General features: G+C 57.0%; 22 protein-coding genes and 1 tRNA gene. 11 read left to right on the forward strand and 12 right to left on the reverse strand.

The features are described 5' to 3' along the window. Nucleotides 1-6 precede the first annotated feature (6 nt). Nucleotides 7-384, forward strand: coding sequence for a nuclear transport factor 2 family protein (locus tag DFR37_RS10670; protein ID WP_113933469.1), 378 nt, complete (start codon nt 7-9; stop codon nt 382-384). A gap of 4 nt (nt 385-388) precedes the next feature. On the opposite strand, the gene DFR37_RS10675 is transcribed toward DFR37_RS10670, so the two are convergent. Further along, nucleotides 389-724: a type II toxin-antitoxin system RelE/ParE family toxin gene (locus tag DFR37_RS10675; RefSeq protein ID WP_113933230.1), complete on the reverse strand. Its 336-nt coding sequence runs from the start codon at nt 722-724 to the stop codon at nt 389-391. Continuing rightward, nucleotides 717-1,067 carry a ribbon-helix-helix domain-containing protein gene (locus tag DFR37_RS10680; protein ID WP_242341824.1) on the reverse strand — a complete coding sequence of 117 codons (351 nt, stop codon included), beginning with the start codon at nt 1,065-1,067 and terminating at the stop codon, nt 717-719. Before DFR37_RS10680 ends, DFR37_RS10675 begins: the two co-directional genes overlap by 8 nt. Between DFR37_RS10680 and DFR37_RS10685 the strand changes: the two genes are divergently transcribed. Beyond that, complete coding sequence (locus tag DFR37_RS10685) at nt 1,066-1,923, forward strand: Rossmann-fold NAD(P)-binding domain-containing protein (protein ID WP_113933471.1); 858 nt, start codon at nt 1,066-1,068, stop codon at nt 1,921-1,923. The two genes, DFR37_RS10680 and DFR37_RS10685, sit on opposite strands and share 2 nt — an antisense overlap. Nucleotides 1,924-2,050: 127 nt before the next feature. Next, on the forward strand, nt 2,051-2,878 hold the full coding sequence (locus tag DFR37_RS10690; RefSeq protein WP_113933231.1) for an isocitrate lyase/PEP mutase family protein: 828 nt from the start codon (nt 2,051-2,053) through the stop codon (nt 2,876-2,878). Between the two features lie 6 nt (nt 2,879-2,884). Here the strand turns inward: DFR37_RS10690 and DFR37_RS10695 are convergent, their stop codons facing one another. Then, nucleotides 2,885-3,271: an RNA-binding S4 domain-containing protein gene (locus tag DFR37_RS10695; protein WP_113933232.1), complete on the reverse strand. Its 387-nt coding sequence runs from the start codon at nt 3,269-3,271 to the stop codon at nt 2,885-2,887. A 107-nt stretch (nt 3,272-3,378) separates the two neighbouring features. Here DFR37_RS10695 and DFR37_RS10700 point away from each other — a divergent pair, with 107 nt between their 5' ends. Continuing rightward, nucleotides 3,379-4,287, forward strand: coding sequence for a LysR family transcriptional regulator (locus DFR37_RS10700; protein WP_113933233.1), 909 nt, complete (start codon nt 3,379-3,381; stop codon nt 4,285-4,287). 66 nt (nt 4,288-4,353) lie between these two features. On the opposite strand, the gene DFR37_RS10705 is transcribed toward DFR37_RS10700, so the two are convergent. Both DFR37_RS10705 and wrbA read right to left on the reverse strand, forming a co-directional pair. Then, a complete protein-coding gene (locus DFR37_RS10705; protein WP_113933234.1) occupies nt 4,354-5,352 on the reverse strand; it encodes a glutathione S-transferase family protein in 999 nt (332 codons plus the stop codon). A gap of 142 nt (nt 5,353-5,494) precedes the next feature. Beyond that, nucleotides 5,495-6,124, reverse strand: a complete 630-nt coding sequence (wrbA, locus tag DFR37_RS10710; RefSeq protein WP_113933235.1) for an NAD(P)H:quinone oxidoreductase — start codon at nt 6,122-6,124, stop codon at nt 5,495-5,497. A 308-nt stretch (nt 6,125-6,432) separates the two neighbouring features. Between wrbA and DFR37_RS10715 the strand changes: the two genes are divergently transcribed. Next, nucleotides 6,433-7,296 (forward strand): pirin family protein, encoded by an 864-nt coding sequence (locus DFR37_RS10715; RefSeq protein WP_113933236.1) that lies wholly within the window; start codon nt 6,433-6,435, stop codon nt 7,294-7,296. Nucleotides 7,297-7,316: 20 nt separating this feature from the next. On the opposite strand, the gene DFR37_RS10720 is transcribed toward DFR37_RS10715, so the two are convergent. Then, on the reverse strand, nt 7,317-8,243 hold the full coding sequence (locus DFR37_RS10720) for an EamA family transporter (protein WP_113933237.1): 927 nt from the start codon (nt 8,241-8,243) through the stop codon (nt 7,317-7,319). A gap of 540 nt (nt 8,244-8,783) precedes the next feature. Between DFR37_RS10720 and DFR37_RS10730 the strand changes: the two genes are divergently transcribed. The 6 genes from DFR37_RS10730 (at nt 8,784) to DFR37_RS10745 (ending at nt 10,534) form a co-directional block, all read left to right on the forward strand. After that, nucleotides 8,784-9,068, forward strand: coding sequence for a BrnA antitoxin family protein (locus DFR37_RS10730; protein WP_113933238.1), 285 nt, complete (start codon nt 8,784-8,786; stop codon nt 9,066-9,068). 157 nt (nt 9,069-9,225) lie between these two features. Further along, a tRNA-Cys gene (locus DFR37_RS10735) sits at nt 9,226-9,299 on the forward strand. A gap of 242 nt (nt 9,300-9,541) precedes the next feature. Next, nucleotides 9,542-9,736, forward strand: coding sequence for a hypothetical protein (locus tag DFR37_RS10740; protein ID WP_113933239.1), 195 nt, complete (start codon nt 9,542-9,544; stop codon nt 9,734-9,736). Nucleotides 9,737-9,775: 39 nt separating this feature from the next. Continuing rightward, nucleotides 9,776-9,919: a hypothetical protein gene (locus DFR37_RS22995; RefSeq protein WP_170139883.1), complete on the forward strand. Its 144-nt coding sequence runs from the start codon at nt 9,776-9,778 to the stop codon at nt 9,917-9,919. Next, entirely contained in the window at nt 9,916-10,146 is a 231-nt protein-coding gene (locus DFR37_RS22825; RefSeq protein WP_147251611.1) for a hypothetical protein, read from the forward strand. Before DFR37_RS22995 ends, DFR37_RS22825 begins: the two co-directional genes overlap by 4 nt. Next, nucleotides 10,136-10,534, forward strand: a complete 399-nt coding sequence (locus DFR37_RS10745) for a hypothetical protein (protein ID WP_113933240.1) — start codon at nt 10,136-10,138, stop codon at nt 10,532-10,534. Before DFR37_RS22825 ends, DFR37_RS10745 begins: the two co-directional genes overlap by 11 nt. A 50-nt stretch (nt 10,535-10,584) precedes the next feature. Here DFR37_RS10745 and DFR37_RS10750 read toward each other — a convergent pair whose 3' ends face one another. From DFR37_RS10750 to DFR37_RS10775, 6 genes are all read right to left on the reverse strand, one after another. Continuing rightward, complete coding sequence (locus tag DFR37_RS10750) at nt 10,585-11,064, reverse strand: DUF2514 family protein (protein WP_113933241.1); 480 nt, start codon at nt 11,062-11,064, stop codon at nt 10,585-10,587. Beyond that, complete coding sequence (locus tag DFR37_RS10755; RefSeq protein ID WP_113933242.1) at nt 11,043-11,513, reverse strand: lysozyme; 471 nt, start codon at nt 11,511-11,513, stop codon at nt 11,043-11,045. Before DFR37_RS10755 ends, DFR37_RS10750 begins: the two co-directional genes overlap by 22 nt. Next, nucleotides 11,497-11,706, reverse strand: coding sequence for a hypothetical protein (locus tag DFR37_RS10760; protein WP_113933243.1), 210 nt, complete (start codon nt 11,704-11,706; stop codon nt 11,497-11,499). The genes DFR37_RS10755 and DFR37_RS10760 overlap by 17 nt, the downstream gene beginning before the upstream one ends. A 265-nt stretch (nt 11,707-11,971) precedes the next feature. After that, entirely contained in the window at nt 11,972-13,450 is a 1,479-nt protein-coding gene (locus DFR37_RS10765; RefSeq protein WP_147251612.1) for a hypothetical protein, read from the reverse strand. Nucleotides 13,451-13,566: 116 nt separating this feature from the next. Then, the gene (locus DFR37_RS10770) at nt 13,567-15,516 is read right to left on the reverse strand and encodes a hypothetical protein (protein ID WP_113933245.1); all 1,950 of its coding nucleotides are present in this window, start codon (nt 15,514-15,516) and stop codon (nt 13,567-13,569) included. A gap of 63 nt (nt 15,517-15,579) precedes the next feature. After that, a complete protein-coding gene (locus DFR37_RS10775; protein WP_242341823.1) occupies nt 15,580-18,216 on the reverse strand; it encodes a host specificity factor TipJ family phage tail protein in 2,637 nt (878 codons plus the stop codon). Nucleotides 18,217-18,238 lie beyond the last annotated feature (22 nt).

Genomic DNA, 18,238 nt, shown 5'->3' on the forward strand with positions numbered 1-18,238 from the left:
ATCACCGTGCCGCAAAATGATGTTCACCTTATCAAGGGAATGTATGATCGTTTCAACGCCAGAGATATCGACGGTGTCCTTGCCGCACTGGCCGACGACGTTGTCTGGGCCAACGGCATGGACGGCGGACACGTTCATGGGCATGAGGCTGTGCGCGCCTATTGGACACAGCAATGGGCTGTCGTCAGTCCGCACGTTGAGCCAATAGAGTTTCGGCAAACAAAGGACGGAGCCGTAGCGGTCGAAGTAATTCAGACCGTCTTCGACCTTGACGGCCAACCCTTAAGCGGCCAGACCCACGGACTGAAGGACAAAACAGTGATGCATATTTTCCGGCTGGATAACGATAAAGTTACGCGCTTCGATATTGGGGACGGCGGTTAAGCCTTCATTTACCAGGCGTCGACGACCAAGTTTCGAATTCCTCTCGAAACCGATCAATCTGGTGCATCCGCTCGTGCAGAACCGTCACGATACCGATGTCGCCGTTCGACAGCCTTCGCCAGTAGACCACGTGCTTCTCATAGCGAAAGAAAAAACCCTCCACTCCGAGGTCGGCCGGCACAGGTCGCGATACTACCTCGCGGGTTTCGATCTTGGAAAAGGCCTCGAACAATCCATTGATGTAGCGATCAGCCTGCGGCGTTCCCCATTTGTTGCGTGTATAGAGGTAGATTTCATCGAGGCGATAGGATGCCGCCTCTTGTATACGGACATTAGCCATGCCGATTGTTGCGCGCGATAAGCTCCGCGGCGGTCAGGGGCTGATAGGAGGACTCCGGTGCTGCGAACGCATGGGTCAGTTCGGCCTTGAGCCGGTGGAACGCTTCCTCCTCCACCCGTTCCTTGTCGCGTCGGATGAGATCCCTAATATACTCGCTGACATTATCGTAAGCGCCGTCTTCGCCAACGTTGGCCGCAACAAATTCGCTTAGTTGCCCTTTGAGGCGAACAGTCATGGTTGTCGTTCGAGACATGGCTAAATCCTGTTGAGTGGCATTCGTATTGAATATAACTAAAAAACAATACAAAAACAATAAGGCTAGAATGATGGCGGTGACCGACATGAATACTCTTTTACTTGTAGGCGGAGACCTGTGCGAGCGGACAGCGGCGATGCTGGATCCCGGGCACTGGAACTGTATTGGGCTGCGCCGCAGCGGGATGGGGCAAGCCCCAAACAGCACTATCAGTTGGCACAAGGCAGATCTAGGGAGTGCAGAGAGCCTCTCTGTCCTGGGCAATGGCGAATTCGCCCGAATCACTCATGTCCTGTACGCGCCGTCTCCAGGCGGCAGAACCATGGCGCATTACGCCGAGGTTTATTCCTGTGGGCTCCCGAGGCTGCTGGGCAGCCTGTCGATGCCTTGCCTGAATAAGCTGCAGCGCTGCGTATTGGTGGGGTCCTCCGCTGTCTGGGGGCCCTCCGACAATTGGGTGGATGAAAACACTCCCACTCAAAGAACGGATTTCCGTAGCGAGTCGCTGCTGGATGCCGAGGCCGCGCTGCATGCCGTTTTGGGACCTGGCCGCGGGGTTGCGCTGCGTCTTTCCGGCTTATACGGCCCCCAGCGGTTGCGATTGATCGACGGACTGCGCGGCGGCAGGATCGCGGCGCCGGACGGACCCGGCCATTGGGCCAATCGAATACACATTGACGACGCAGCCAGGGCCTGTGCGCATCTGCTGACCATGGCCGACCCTTTGCCGCTATACATCGGCACAGACGACACCCCTCTTCCGACAGCACAGCTATACGATGCACTGGCAAGGTTTGCGGGCGCCCCCGCTCCTGCACGTCAGCCACAGGCGCCCAGCGGCAAGCGCTTGTCGAACGCCCGGCTTCGGGCCAGCGGCTGGACGCCAGCGTGGCCGGATACGCTGCAGGGCTATGCTGCCTGCCTGGCTACGCCGGCCAAATGAGGCTATGCGGGCGGCGCCAAAAACTCCTTGATCACATTTCGTTCCGACCATAACATCAAGCAGGTGCAGCCCATGGATCAACAGACTTCATGGGCGTCGCGCATTCCATCCAACTCCAGGAGACATCATGCCCCATCATTCCGGCACCGCCCAGAAGCGGGCGGCCTTTGCCAAGCTGCACCAATCAGGCTGCTTCGTAATTCCGAACCCCTGGAATATCGGTACCGCGCGCTGTCTTGAGGACATGGGCTTCAAAGCCATTGCCTCGACAAGCTCTGGACATGCCCACGCGGATGGACTTCCGGATGGCGCACAAAGCCTTGACACTGTGCTTGCCCACTTGCGCGACCTGGCGCAAAGCGTAAGCATTCCGCTGAATGCAGATTTTGAAAATGGATTTGCCGACGACCCCGAAGAAATGCAGGCGAACATCGTGCGTTGCATCGAAACTGGTGTTGCGGGCCTGTCGATCGAAGATGCGCCGCAGGGCGGCGAACACAGACTGTATGAATTCGAGCACGCCGTGGCCCGCGTCAAGGCGGCAAGGTCGGCCATCGACAGTACGGGCCAGCAGGTCATGCTGACCGCTCGAACCGAAGGCTTTATACGCGGAGCCCCCGACATCGACGAAACAATCCGCCGCTTGAAAGCGTTTGCCGATGCAGGTGCGGACTGCCTCTATTCACCCGGGATCAAGACGCAAGATCACATTGAAGCTACGGTCCAGGCCGTTGGCGGGCGAGCCGTCAACTTCCTGAATGGCAATTCGTTGGGCTTTAGCGTGGACGACCTGGCCCGGATGGGAGTGCGCCGCATCAGTGTGGGAGGCGCATTGGCGCGCGTGGCCATGGATGCTTTCTTGCGCGTATCGCAACAGATCGCGGGCGAAGGCAAGTTCGATGGCTTCGCCGGCCTGGTCAGCAATGCCGAGTTGAACCAGCGATTTCGGCAATAACCAGTTCTAATCCTGCTTCCCGCGCATAAGATCAATTAGCCGCCGATCGCGCTTGGTTGGGCGTCCGGAGATAATTTCAAGCGCGGGTTCGGGAGCCAGGCGCTTTATCTCGGCAGCGCGCTCCCGCACAGCCATGCTTTCGGGCGTTTCTTCATACAATTGGCGGGCTACCGGCGCCGGGCCGCGCACACTGCTTACGGCACACACGCGAACCTGCATCGGCGGGTCTTCCTTGCGCACGCTAACCAGATCTCCCGCCGCCACTTCGCGTGCGGGCTTGGCAGGCTGGCCGTTCACCAGCACCCTGCCTTTGCCGATTTCCTGCACGGCCAGGCTGCGGGTTTTATAAAAGCGCGCAGCCCAAAGCCATTTGTCGAGCCGAATTTTGTCCATTATGCAAAGCTCATTGTCCGTTCTGGAAACTACATCATAGATGGGGTTCTGCTCTATCGTATAACATTGAACTTAAGCCACCACTCATAACGAAACAATAAGCCGGCATGCAAGATTTAAATGATCTGTATTATTACGTTCAGGTAGTCGATTACGGCGGTTTCGCTCCGGCCGGCCGCGCGCTGGGGGTGCCGAAATCCAAATTGAGCCGACGGGTGGCTACCCTGGAAGAAAGACTGGGCGTGCGGCTGATCCAGCGCTCGACGCGGCGTTTTGCAGTTACGGAAATCGGCCAGACCTACTACGCCCATTGCAAGGCCATGCTGGTCGAAGCCCAGGCGGCGCAGGAAGCCATCGAGATCACACGCGCCGATCCGCAAGGCATCGTGCGCATCAGCTGCCCCGTGGCAATGCTGCACGCGGGCGTGGAAAACATGCTGGCCGACTTCATGGCCGACAACCCCCGCGTCACCATGCACCTGGATGCGACCAACCGCCGTGTCGACCCTGTAGGCGAAGCCATCGATATCGCGATAAGAGTACGGCCGCCCCCCATCGAAGACAGCGACCTGGTGATGCGCGTTCTGGGCAGCCCAACCCGGCAATGCCTGGTTGCCAGCCCCGGCTGCGTCGAGCGCTACGGCATGCCCAAGGCGCCCGCCGACCTGGCCCAGTGGCCCAGCATGGGCCTGGGGCCCCCGCAGGAAAACCATGCCTGGCGCCTATATGGCCCCGACGACCAGCAAGTAGAGCTATACCATACCCCCCGCTTCGTTACCGGAGACATGCGCGGGCTGCACAGCGCCGCGCTTGCGGGCATTGGCGCGGTACAACTGCCCTTGATGATCATCCGCGAAGACCTTGCCGAGGGCAAACTGATAAGCCTGCTGCCCGACTGGGCACCCAAGGCGGAAATCGTCCATGCGGTGTTTCCTTCCCGGCGCGGCCTGCTGCCGGCCGTGCGCACGTTAGTGGATTATCTTGCGCAACGCTTCGAGGCTTTGGGCAACTGCTGAAGGCCAGCCGCCGGACGGGCGTCAGGAATGGAAATTGGCGAACCGGGCCGGGCCAGGTGCACGCGCTCAGGCCGTGGGCTGGACCGCCGGCAGGCGCTCGCGCCCGTGCGGCTCGTCCAGCATCAAGACCGGCCCCAACGGCACGATGCCATTCGGATTGATCGTGGCGTGGCTGGTGTAATAGTGTTCTTTGACATGCTGCATGTTCAGCGTACCGGCCACACCAGGCCATTGATACAGCTCGCGCGTGTATGCCCAAAGATTGGGGTAATCGACCAGGCGCCGCAAGTTGCATTTGAAGTGGCCGTAGTAGACCGCATCGAAACGGATCAGGGTAGTGAACAAGCGCCAATCAGCCTCGGTAACCCGGTTGCCGGCCAGGTAGCGCTGCTTGCCCAGGCGCTGCTCAAGCTCGTCCAGCGAAGCGAACAATGCGGTGACCTCCCGCTCGTAAACGCTTTGCTCGGTTGCAAACCCCGCTTTGTACACGCCGTTGTTGACGGTGCCGTAAACGCGCGCATTGACGGCGTCGATTTCAGGCATGAGTTCGGCTGGCGCGTAGTTGCCGGCCTTGGCTCCCACCCCGTCAAAAGCCGAATTGAACATCCGGATGATCTCGGAGGACTCGTTGTTGACTATTTTTCCTTGCTGCTTGTCCCATAGCAAAGGAACCGTCACCCTGCCGCTATAGTCGGACTGCGCATGCCGGTACACCTCGTACATATACTTGGCGTTCACCAGCGGATCGGCCACCACGCCCGGCCCCGGCTTGAAGGTCCAGCCGTGGTCGCCCATATAGGGATGGACCACCGATACGCTGATCATTTCTTCCAGGCCTTTCAGGGCGCGAAAAATCAGCGTACGGTGGGCCCATGGGCACGCCATCGAGACATACAAATGATAGCGGCCCGGCTGCGCGGCAAAGCCGCCTTCACCGCTGGGGCCCGGGGCGCCGTCCGGCGTGATCCAGTTGCGAAACTGAGCCTCGGTGCGCACGAAGCTTCCGCCCGTAGCCGATGTGTCATACCACTGATCGACCCACTCGCCCTTGACAAGCAATCCCATTGAATTTCCTTTTTTTATATCTGTCCGGTCCTTGCCATAGTGTGCCATGGCAGGGACCAGCGTCCCATTCGGTCGGGCGCAGATCTATGCTCTATCCTGGCGCCTGAACCGTCGTTACGTGTACTGCGCCCTGCTTTAACCCTTAACCTGCCTGCAATTCAGCTTCGCCCACTTCACTAAACAACTTATTGGCGATCTCGGCAATATGGCGGCCCTGGTAGCGCGCGCCGTCCAACTCGGTCTCGGATGGCTGACGCGAACCGTCGCCGCCAGCAATGGTGGTCGCGCCGTAGGGGCTGCCGCCGGTTACTTCGTCCAGGCGCATCTGGCCCTGGAAGCTATAAGGCAAGCCGACTGTAATCACACCAAAGTGCATAAGATTGGTCAAGATGGAGAATAACGTAACCTCCTGGCCGCCATGCTGGGTAGCCGTGGAAGTAAAGGCGCCGCCGACCTTGCCGTTCAGTGCGCCGCTGGCCCACAAGCCTCCCGCCTGGTCGAAAAAATTGGCCATTTGCGAAGACATGCGGCCATAGCGGGTCCCGCTGCCGACAATAATGGCGTCGTAATTGGCAAGATCGGCAACCTGCGCAATAGGAGCGGCCTGGTCGGTTTTGTAGTGCGATGCCTTGGCAACTTCTTCGGACACCAGTTCCGGAACACGCTTGATATCGACGACGGCGCCCGCTTCGCGCGCGCCCTGGGCCACGGCATTAGCCATGGTTTCGATATGGCCGTATGCCGAATGATATAGAACAAGAACCTTTGCCATCTGTGTAACTCCTGTTGAGATTTCTAATAAAGAATGAATGAACGGCTTGGGCCTGCGCGCCGGCCTATGCAACTTGGCGCTGACACGAAGGTCACTGTGTGCGTTTCGGTATGTTCATAGTAGTGGAGCAACGATAAGCGCACTAGATGGCAAACACGGCACTTAGCGTTCTATTTAAAGAACGACATATGCCTTTCATCGTTCAGAAAATAGAACGCAAATAGCCGGAATCGTCTACTACCGCGAAAATCGTCCTGCCATTATGCTTTTTTCATACAGCGACACTCCGTCGCCGACAGGAGATTTAAATGAAGAAAGTTCTTGGCCTTTATAGCGCTCCTCGCCCCCACTGGGTTGGCGACGGCTTCCCCGTGCGCTCCATGTTCTCGTACCAAAGCCATGGCAAGCAACTCAGCCCCTTCCTGCTGCTGGATTATGCCGGCCCGGCTGAATTCACACCGACCGATAAATTGCGCGGGGTCGGCCAGCACCCGCACCGGGGCTTCGAAACCGTCACCATTGTGTACAAGGGCGAGGTCGCACACCGCGACTCGACCGGCCAGGGCGGCATTATTGGCCCGGGCGATGTGCAATGGATGACGGCCGGCGCGGGTATCCTGCATGAAGAATTCCATTCCGAAGCCTTTGCAAAGGCGGGCGGCACGCTTGAGATGGTGCAACTTTGGGTAAACCTGCCGGCCAGCGACAAGATGGCCGTGCCGGGCTATCAGGCTATCCTCGATGGCGACATCCCGGCAATTGCCCTGCCGGACAATGCCGGAACAGTCCGCGTGATTGCAGGAGAGTTTGCGGAGCAAAGCGGGCCTGCCCGGACCTTTTCGCCCATGCACGTCTGGGATCTGCGCCTGAATCAAGGCAGCATCAACGAGCTTGATGTTCCGGAAGGCTGGAGCACAGCGCTTATCGTATTGCGTGGAACGGTATTGGTGAATGGCAGCACGGTTGCCCGCGAGTCGCAAATGGCCGTCCTGGAGCAGGCTGGCAGCCAAGTCACAATTGAAGCCAACAACGATGCCGTTGTGCTGCTGATCAGCGGTGAACCCATAGACGAGCCGATAGTCGGCTATGGCCCGTTTGTCATGAACAGCGAGGAAGAGATCGCACAGGCCATGGAAGACTTCAATAGCGGCCGGTTCGGACAGATGGCCTAGAGGGGCCGCCGGGGAAGGCGCTACTTTATATGAATAGCGCTTTTCCCGGCCTGCATGGCGGCACGCCGGCTTTGAGCCGAACTGCCCGCCATGGCCCATTGCACCGCCAGAATACTGGCCAGCACCATTACCAGCCCCAGCAGCGAAACCCCGGTAATGGACTGCCCCAGCAGCACCCAGCCAAGCAGCACCGCCGTTATGGGGCTTAGCAGGCCCAACGAGGTGGCGGCCACCGGGGATAGCCGCGCAACACCGCGAAACCAAAGCGCATAGGCCAGCAAAGCGCCCGCAAGCGAAAGGTATACATAGGCCAGCACCTGGACCAGGGTCATGGCCGGCAGCGGCGCCTCTGCAAGCCATGTCACAGGCGCCAGCATCAAGGCGCCCAACAACAACTGCCACCCGGTCAGCGCCAGCACCGGCATATTCATGCGCCAGCGCTGTGTCAGGAATGTACCCGCGGCCATCACCGCCGCGCCGGCCAGCGCCGCGGTAATGCCAATGGGCTCCCATACCGTAGTGGGCGACAAAAGCAGCACCGCCATGCCCAGCACTCCCAGCACACTGGCCCAAACGGCCAGGCGCACCGGCCGCCGGCTGTCGACCGCCCAGGCCAGCGCCATGACCAGCAAAGGCTGTATCGCCCCCACCACCGCCGCCAATCCGCCGGGCAAGCGATAAGCCGCCACAAACAACAAAGCTTGAAAAATACCGATGTTCAATGCCGACAACACCAGCAGGCGCAGCCACTCGCTGCGGCGGGGCAAGCGCCGCATGAACAGGACCAGCAGCAAGCCCGCCGGCAAAGTTCGAAGCAAAGCCGCCGTAAATGGCCGGTCGGGCGGAAGAAATTCTGTGGTGACGATGTAGGTAGAGCCCCAGATGGCTGGGCCAAGCGCCGTGAGCAGCACATCGCCCCAAGCGGGGCGAGTTGAAAAGCCAGACATGCAATTTTCTTTAAATGGAGGTAACTGAGAAGTCTGAGCGCGATCAATTTTGATGTCAAGGAAAGTGATCTAGGTGCTCAGAACTGAACATGTCCGCTTTGGACGCCGCGAGACTACCACGGCAACGAGATGATCACGCAACGGTTGCCAGTTGACAATCACCATACTGCTATTCGTGTCGAATACGAAGATTATTCCTTGGCGGTAGGACACACCTTGAAAACCATATTCAACTTATATGCACAATTTACTTTACGGATGCTAAATTCGTATGTACAATTTACCTCGAGTCATCACATACGACCCAGCGAAAAACACGCGCAATATTATTGAGCGCGGACTGTCATTTGACAAGGTTGCACTGTTTGACTTTGATACCGCTTTAGTTCATCTGGATACACGCAAAAACTACGGCGAAATACGCTACAGCGCTATCGCGCCATATCGAATTACGGCTACATGTTGTGGTGTTCACTGAAACTGAAACCGGCCTGCTTGTAATCAGCCTGCGCAAAGCCAATCGACGCGAGGAATTGGATTATGCCCAACGCCAAAAAGCCGATAATCAATGAAGACGGCGAAGTGCGAGAGCTCGACGCCGAGGATTTCCAGCAGTTTCGTCCAGCGCACGAGGTACTGCCTGAATCACTCCAGGAAAAGCTCGGTATACGTCGACGTGGCCCCCAAAAAGACCCCACAAAAGAACGTATTACCATCCGGATGTCCACAAATGTACTGCAGCGCTTCCGTGCCACCGGACCCGGCTGGCAGGCTCGAATTGATACCGCCTTGCAAGATTGGCTTAAAACGCACCATCCTGGTTAGTTCGCTCAGTTACGACCCGGCCAAGCCCTAATTCTCTGACTTGCCCGGTACGATCGCAAAGAATTCTAAATTGTAGGTGTCGCCTGCATGATTATTCCGTTTAAGGTAGAATGGCGGGCTTAGCTGTCTGGTAACAGATTGCTTTTGCTTTAACTACGGCGCAATGGCAGAGTGGTCATGCAGCGGATTGCAAATCCGTGTACCCCGGTTCGATTCCGAGTTGCGCCTCCAGTATTCATGCGGGTTCCCAGAGAGTTACAAACCGCTTTCAGTCCGCAAAAACGCAGTTAGTCCGCAAAAGAATAAAAACACCAGCCCCACAGCCCCGCGCTGATGGGGCTTTTGCGTTTCAGCGGCATAGGGTTTGTGCTGATGAAATAGTGCTTGCGAACTTGTTTCACGCGGCCTATAATGAAGTTATCGAGTTAACCAACTCACCGGCGCCTCCCGGCAATGAGGGGCAAGGAAATAAAATGACATACGCAATCGGAAACGCCTACAACCTTAAAGACGAGTTCAAGGCCGAAGGCGGCACCTTCGACAAAGAGCGCAAGGCCTGGATTATCAGCAACGAAACCTTTGAAAAGCTAAATGCACGCACCAGCGGCTGGTCTGCCCGCTGGTGGACAAACTGGCAAGCCGCCACCAAAGAACAAATCGCTGAGTAAGGTATTCGCCGCTCTACCGGGCGGCAATCGGAGATCGCTATGCGCAAAGAATTTATTGAGTGCAAGACCCTCGAAGAAGCTCAAGATCTCGCCCCATGGGCGGCTGAGATTATTGAGGCTGACGGCGGCTACATGGCTTTTGAGTCCAGCGGGGACGCCGATGTATTCGCGAGCCAGAAATGAGCAACCGGGACCGGCTCACTATAACGCCAGGTGGCCCCTGGCGGCTATACCAGCACATCACCCTGCTCGGGTGGGAGATGTTAGGCACGGTGCAGCGCGGCGACGAAATCGGCGCATTGGCGCGCAGCCTCACTAACGGCAATCTGGTTATGTTGCGGGCCGGCGCCGCATCCATGTTGGATCAACGTAAGGCGCGCGCCGCACTGGAGGCGCGACTTGGCGCGTGAGGCACAGATCATCGGCCACGCCACCGATTACGATGGTGCGCAATGGGATGTGCGCGAGGCGCGGGATACCGCCCTTGGGTTTAAGGTATTGATCGGCTGGCCGAGCGACGAGCCTCGCGGGCCGGGCGGACGAGGCGTAGCGACCATCATTACCGTCGAGCTGGCTCAGTACCTGCAAGCAACACGATTGCGCGACACAAAATTACCCATTGGCATCACCACCATCAAAAGATTGCGCAGCGAGGTCGGTGTTGCCTGGTCGTGGGATGACTGGTGGGCCGCTCGAGCTGATGACTTGCGATCCATGACGCTTGAGACGTTTTGCAGTCGCCACGGATGCAGCATAGGCGCCGCAAGCCAGCGAAGGGCTCAGTTAAAAAAATTCTGACGGCACCTATCGGCTGTCCTGTTTCGATGGGATGGCTGCTGAGGGGTTCTTTATTTGGCGGCCCTGACTCCATCATAAGCCGCCTCGCAGGCCAGCCCCGCTATTCGAGACTGGTCACCGAATCCAGCCAGCTCTGTTGATCGGTCGCTAACCTCGCTGAGCACGACGGCAAGCACACCGATGGGATCGCCGGTTGCCGGGCCTGAGCCGGCAGTGGTGGTATTGCGGGGGGATCGACTGAGACGGGTAAGCTGTGCGCGCAGCCGCCCAGCATTATCACGAGCGGCAGCAGCATCAATTGCAGCAGCCGCGACTTTGGCATCGGCATCATGGACGACTCCTTCTAAAACGTTTTGATAGGCGTGTTCGGTTTTCCTGGCCTTGGCCTGGGCGTTGGCCAGTGCGGTAGCTTGATCCGTTCTGATCTGCGCAATTTCTGCGGTGTAGCGCCAGCCCTGCACCATCCAGCCCGAACCGAATGCCAGCGCCAGGCCGACCGCCGCGGCAATTAGTTGAGACCGGATAGGCATAGCGCCACCTCTTTATCTCGGCGATTGACCAGCCCTTGCAATCTGATCTTGATGCCAGCCACCGTCACGTACACCCAGCGCCTCATCTGCTCGCACGCTTCGCGGTATCGGCCCTGGTTGTGCAACTTGAGCAAGGTTGATGCGCGAAATGCAGAATCCCCCACGTTGTAGGTAAAGCTGATGTAAGACGCCAGCGTTTGCGTGCTGACCGGCCTTGTCGTGAGCGACAGAATATGGTTGCCGATGCGCAAGGCCTCGCTATTTAGCAGCGCTTGGCACTGGGCCTGACTGCGCACCAGGTCCCGGCGCACGTTTTTGGTGTTGCCGTAGCAGTCGGTCAGGACGCCCGCGCTGTCCAGGTACGGGCCGCCGGTGTAGCCTTCCAGGCCCACTAGAGCCGATACGGCGATGGCCGCCGCGCCGGCCGCAACCTTAGTTCTTGCGTCCACGAAGCATCCCCAAAAGCTTTACCAGCAGCACTCGCACAAATGGGAACTTGCGCGGAATGTCCGGCAGCTTCAAAACGACTATCAGGCCGATGTAGACCAGCCAGCCTATCAGCACCCAGTTGCTTAGGGTGACTCCGTAAACGACGATGGCGCCGCCTGTGTTGGCCGCTGCTGCTTGCAGGTCATCGGGCATGTGTTTGCTCCTGTGAGACATAGCGCCTCCGTGTAGACGTAAAAAAGCCACCCTCAGAATGAACTGAAGGCGGCGTAGAGTTATGCGATTTGGGTTTAAAAGACCCCAATGAAGGAACGTAAAAAAACGCTCGTACTAGGCGAGCACTGGGTAAAGCGGCCTGCGCAACGCTGACCGAGGCGGCTTCTTACTTAGCCGCGAACCCCCGATTCAAGTTTTTGGTAGCTCGGCGATTAAGTAAATTTTCCTCTGTGATGGTGCGCGCCTATGCCTTAATGACTTTCGCCAACGCATCATATTCAGCAATCAGTGCGCCGGGCTCTTGAAACGTATTTGCTGCAGTTCCTGAGAAACTACAGCGATATATTCGGCACGGGCCTGATCTGACATATAGGCCATCGGTGGAATAAGGACCGGTGGATGTGACTGTGTCGAGCCAAGTGATTCCTTCCGCCCATAGATTCGGGTATCCAATCTGAGCACCGTCTTCCGCCAAGCCATTGCGCGGGCTTCTCAATTCAGTTCCGACCATCCAAGTCCGGCTGTTGATGCCAGTATCCGCGATGTTCTGGCCGTAGTTGCCCTCGTATAAGCCATTGATGCGGCAAATCAAAGTGGTTTCGTGGCCTGACGATCCTTGCTTATTCCTATATTGATTGCTAGGGAAGTTCACAAACCCAACGCACTCCGGCACGCCATTTTCGATAGCGGAATTATCAATCTCAAGCGCCTGGGTTGGGATGCCGCCAGGAATATCGCCGTCGGCTATTGAGTCGTAATAGTTAAAGCCATCGTTGACCAAGGCACGTCGGGATACGCAGTTCTGTGTAAAGCAAATAGCGCCTTGAGTAGCTACATTGGCTCCTTGCAAGTACTCAAACACGCAATCCTTTGCGTAAAATATTGGACGCATCCCGTTTTGGTACCAGATATTAAACTGAGGCCCTCCGCGGAAGGTAATGCCGCTCAGAAATAGCTTTGCGCCCAGTACAATATTTCCGCTGCTCACGTAGAAAATCTCAAGCTTATCCTTGCTAAGGGTTAGGTCTCGACCTTCATAGCGTACGAATATCTTTTTTGTTCTGGAGTTTTGGTGCCATCCGGAGTCGCAACTCGCCAGTTCGACCTCGCTTGTCTTGTATTGAATTGGCTTTTCGTGCCCGCCGTCAATAAACAAGATCACTTCGACGGTTTCCCCGCCAGCCGGCGTAGCCTCCCACACCGCCCCATTTAAGACCCAGGTCATTTCGGAAGGCTGCTGACCAGGGCCGACAAACAGGACCGGCCCGCCCGACCCTTTTATCATCAAGGCTCTTGACTGACCATTCCTCATTTGGCGATCGGTATGTCGCACATCGAACTGCTCAGTGTATCGCCCTGATTTAAGCCAGACTGTCCCATGTGCGATTCGCACCGCATGCCTGACCGTCTTGACCGGGGAATGAATGCTGCCGCTGTTCGAGTCGGACCCGTCAATAGGATCGACCCATATGTCCAACAGATCGCCTTGTTCGCCAGTATCTGAAAGATACATTAGGTGAAATTCCCGCTCCAAGTCAATGTTATGTCTGGCTTTACCCGATACAGCGCTTCCGAAGATGTTTCCGGGGACGTATTCAAAGCCCTGTGGTTTCGTTCGAAGTGATGCAACAGAATCCGAAACTAGGCCAAACATGGCGCCCTTGTCGCCCAAGAGCGGCGAGAGCGCCATTAAGCCCAACAAGTTTCGTCGTATCCGATTCATTACCGATCTCTAATAAGCAGCCTTGAGATAGTAACATTATGATTCGTTTCGACTTATGCTGGAAAATATGTGGTGTTTTATGGTTTGGCGTAGAGGTGGCTAAATGCAGATGTCTCTTAGATTTCCGGCGCCAGAGCGTCATAACTGCTTAGCGTTGCCGTGCCGCCAACAACAGTATCGGCTGTGGTTCCAGAAAAGCCGCACCGATATGTATGGCAGATACCTGTCTCAACATGCAGGCCCTCTGTAGACAACCGCCCGCCAGCCGTCACGGTGTCTAGCCATACAGCGCCCTCGGTCCAAAGACTGGGAAACCCACCGAGCGCAGCTCCACCGCCTATTTGACCAAATGGATTACCGCACTTTGACCCCACCATCCAGGTTCTGCTGCCTGCGCCAGTATCCGCGATATTTTGGCCGTAGTTGTTTTCGTAGAGGCCGTTTATGCGCGCTATGATTGAATTTTCGTGTCCCGAGCTTCCTTGCTTATTTCTGGTTTGATTTTCTGGGAATGCCTGGAACCCCTTGCATTCCACCACCCCATTTTCAATACAGATATTGCCTATTTCTAATGCCTGAGTTACTACGCCTCCAGGCGTAGATGCATAAGGCGACCCCGCGACTGAATCATAATAATTAAAGCCATCATTAACTAGCGCGCGGCGGGATACGCAGTTCTGGGAAAAGAAAATAGCGCCTTGGGTGGTCACATTGGAATAACCGCCATATTCGAAGGTGCAATCTTTAGCGTAGATCACAGGGCGATTTGAGTTTTCGTAGTAGGCTTTAATTTGATCAATGCCCCGGAAGGTGATTCCGTGCAGATAAACTTTCGGCCCAAAGAGCGTTCCTCCTGCTCCTACGTAAATAATTTCAAATTTGGCTTTATCAGCATTAATACTTCTTCCTGCAAACGCCAAATAAACTACATTGTCATCCATATTTTGATACCAGCCATAGCCGGTATTTACCAGCGGGGTGATGCCCCCCTTGTAATGGATGGGTATTTCTTTGCCTTCGTCGTGGAAGATAATTAGCTCGACTACTTTCCCGTCTGCGGGTGTGGCAGACCACACTTGATTCCCCTGATCGGCCCAAGTCATTTCGGCGGGCTGCTGTCCTGACGTGACAAAAGTAACGGTCCCCGGGCCTTCCCAGGCTTTCACCATCACCGCCCTAGCGCTCCCATCACCCAATGTTCTATCAGAACAACGCAAATCAAAAAGCTCGGTGTATCGCCCTGGCATTAGCCAGACTGTGCCCACCGTGCTCTGATACGCGTGCTTGAGCGTTTTGTACGGGTGCGCAAGATCCCCGCCTTCCGCGCTATCAACCCCATTTACTGGATCAACCCATTTATCTGTCAACCCGGTTGGCCCTGCCTCTGCCCCCATAATCGAACCATAAGCCGTGCGAAACTCTTGCTCAAGATCAATATCATGCTTTGCTTGCCCCGCCGTTACGCACTCCCATATATTGCCTGGCACGTAATCAAAACTTGAAGGCTTTGCTCTTGGCGTAAGCAAGCCTGGCTTGAGTCGGGTATTTATTGCGTCTACGGCCAGTGCATTGCTGTCTATGGCGCCGGCGTTCTCCGCGATGCTGGCGGCATTGGAGTCCAGCGCGTCCTTTACAGTGCCTGCACCATAGCCGACCATCGCGGCGCCGCTACCTGGATCAATTTTGTCAGCAAGCTGTTGGCGCAAAGCTGCGTCACCGACCGCAACAAACAGACCTTCTTCATCGACCCATTCCCCTGTCGTTGTATACGGCAAATCAAGCACTTTGCCGGCACGATACAGCTCGCCATCCTTCCAGAAAATCTGATTTCGCGCGGTGATCTCGAGGCCGGCAGCATAGTCACCGATATTTTCATACCCGGAATTCACGAGAAAGTCCTGAAAATCCTCTTCCATGCCCCACATCGTGCGTCGATTTTTCCCTAGGCGATCGATCCAGGCGCGGGCCGTGCGATCATTGGTCGCAATGTCCAGATTTTGCGCGTTGTCGTACAGGTCCTTGACCTCAGTGCTTCCAATCGGATTTTCGGTGTTGTATGTGGTCATGCTGCGCCTCAATGGAAAAGGCCCGCACAATGGCGGGCTCAGAATCAATGGTGAAGGTGTTAATCAGTCAGATGGGAAGTTGTCGTCGTCGGCGTATACGCGAACATCGTAATTCGTGGCTGTCACGCTGGCCGATTCCATGCCTTGCGGCTTGATGTCCGTGATCAGTGCGGGAAAAGCCCAGCGCTCTGCGGTGCCGAAATACACATGCGGCGGCTCCATCTTGAGCGTCACAACGGGCCAGGGCTGCGGAACGTCTGCAATGACGCTGTAATCGTCGATGCCCGGTGCTGCCGGCCATGGTCCAGCCAGCGTGCCATCTGGTCGCCGATACGCGACGACATGACTCTGCCCCGCTTCCCACTTCAGAGGTTCGCTCACATGGAGCATGGCGCCGCCGCCGACAGCCTCAATGCGTTCCAGTAGCGCCGACTGCCCATATCCGGGAATGCCATCAAAGAGAGGCACATAGGACAGATACTCGCTATTGAGCGCATCCATTTCTGCGTCGAACTGGTATTCCCAATTGCGGTAGCGGTTAATGCGAGCGCGCCGCATGCCGATGCGCCAAGCCCTTGTCCGGTCCGTTACGCCCTGTAATTTGACCTTCTCCAGCTTGAGTCGCTGGCTTCCAGGCAGTGCGCAAACGACGGTCTGCTGCGTCCATGTTTCGTCATCCGTGTACTCGACCTCGACACCATCCGGGTCATCGTGCCGCCTGGCGCGAAAGGTGCGGCGCAATGAACCGGTCATATTCTGCGGACTATACGAATGCTCAAACTGGGTTCGCACGTCGTCGCGCACAGGTCGGATCAGCCCATCCGATACCGTGAGCTCGGCCATGCCGGCGCCGAGCGTGACATTCATAGCCTCTTTAACGGTCGTAAGATCGAACACATGGTCCATCGTCTCGCCCCGGGACGCCCAGATGGCCTGCAAGCGCTGTAGCTCTTCCATATCCAGGTTGGCATCCGTATAGCCAATGGAGTGATCGATATAGCGCAGGAATGCGGATATATCTCGAGTTGGCTGCGGCGCGGACCATGTGCCGTCAGGTAATAAGGTTGGCAAGATTCGGGTGGCCACAATGTTTATCTGGTTCTCTGACTGAGCAGCGAGACGGCCGCCGCTGCGCAGCTTGGTCGACATCGTTGTCCAGTTCGGGTAACTGGTCCGTGTGCGCAGGCGCGACTTGAGGCCGTACCAGTGCGCGGTATCCCGAACATTGGTTTCAGTGCCCTCGGCGCTCACGCGACGCACCCTGAAGGCGGCATTCATCGCAGATATGTTGATCCGCTCCGTAACGCCGATTTGATCAAGCGTGTTGTCGCTATACGAGCGCTGCATCGTTGTCCTGGCGCCGCCCGCTATGTCTCGATACTGGATCTCAATATCTATGGATCTGCCAGATAGCGACCCATCCTCGTTGATATAGGCAAGCCCCCCAGGGAAGAAGACATCTACCTCGAATGCGGTCGAAATCTCGTTTCCCGGGCATGCGACAAACTCGCTCGTCCATTCTCCGTATACGCGCCCACCGGCAAACACGATTGTCGCGCCGGACACGGTTGCCGTCTCGAACGTCAGCGGCCCTTGCAGGGTCATCGATGTGTCGGCCATCATTCCGATGGTGCGCAGTACGGGCGATCCGAACATCAACGTCTGGCTGGGCGATGGCGGTAGCAGAACAGGGACCTCCGTAGGCGGCTCCCCCGAAAACGTCGTGAGTCTTACCTTGTAGACGCCGGCGCCGACGGCGACTGCAGAGTGGATCGTATACTCGACAGCCGCACCGCGCGGCCCCATCGCAATCTTGCTTGATGGTGTGACGTCCAGGTGGCCGAAATAGCCCTCAAACTCGGAAATGCTAGTCAGCGACCCGCCGATCACTTCCGATTGTGTCGTGATCGCATATGACCGTGGATACTCGATGGTGACCAGCGTCAAAGCGCCCCAAGCCGGAGGAAATGCGCCTGAAGTACGGTCCACCTGTAGGCCGCTAAAACTGTAGGAGGTCGGATCCGCATTGACCCGGTTGCCCACCTCTGTGCTGAGTTCTAGGCCGGCCGTGCCCGATGATGTGCCACCAACCTCGGCGACCGTATGCCAATGCTCATGCATCGACACGCCGGACAAGTCCGCGCCCGGTTCGAATATTTGATATTCGCCATCCGCCCCCAAAGATGAAAATGGCGTATCGCCCACCTTCACCTCGTCGTCAAGGATTTGATATTGGCCTGGCCCGACGCAAGCCAGAAACTCTAGCCACTGCTCACGGCGGTTGACGAAATGCCGGCGCGGCGGCGTCAGGTAATCCGGGTATCGACGGAACCGTCCGGCCAACTCGGGCACGACTTCGCCCAGCTTCGCGCGATTGGCCTTGCCTTCTGCGGCGCCAAGCTGACGGCCCTGTTCTGGCGTTCCTGTATCGTCGCCGCCGCCCCTGGGGAATAGCCAGCCGAAAACGGCATTGAAAAGGCCGCCGATGATATTGGCCAGCCCTTTGAATATACCGCCATGGGGTAAGGGCCGAATCTCGACCAGGTCCAGAGGCGCAAGATTTTGTGTCGCCCACTGATCCAGCGGTAACGCCTGACCATTGACCGTAACGCTGATGGGTTGGGTTTCTTGGGCCGTATAGTCGATTCCATTGGTTTCGAGCCAGCCGGCCAGCGTTCCCTCCCACGTGTGCGTCTCCATGGGCTCCCCGGGCATGAGCGAA

The organism is Eoetvoesiella caeni (genome assembly GCF_003315175.1).
Lineage (GTDB): Bacteria > Pseudomonadota > Gammaproteobacteria > Burkholderiales > Burkholderiaceae_B > Eoetvoesia > Eoetvoesia caeni.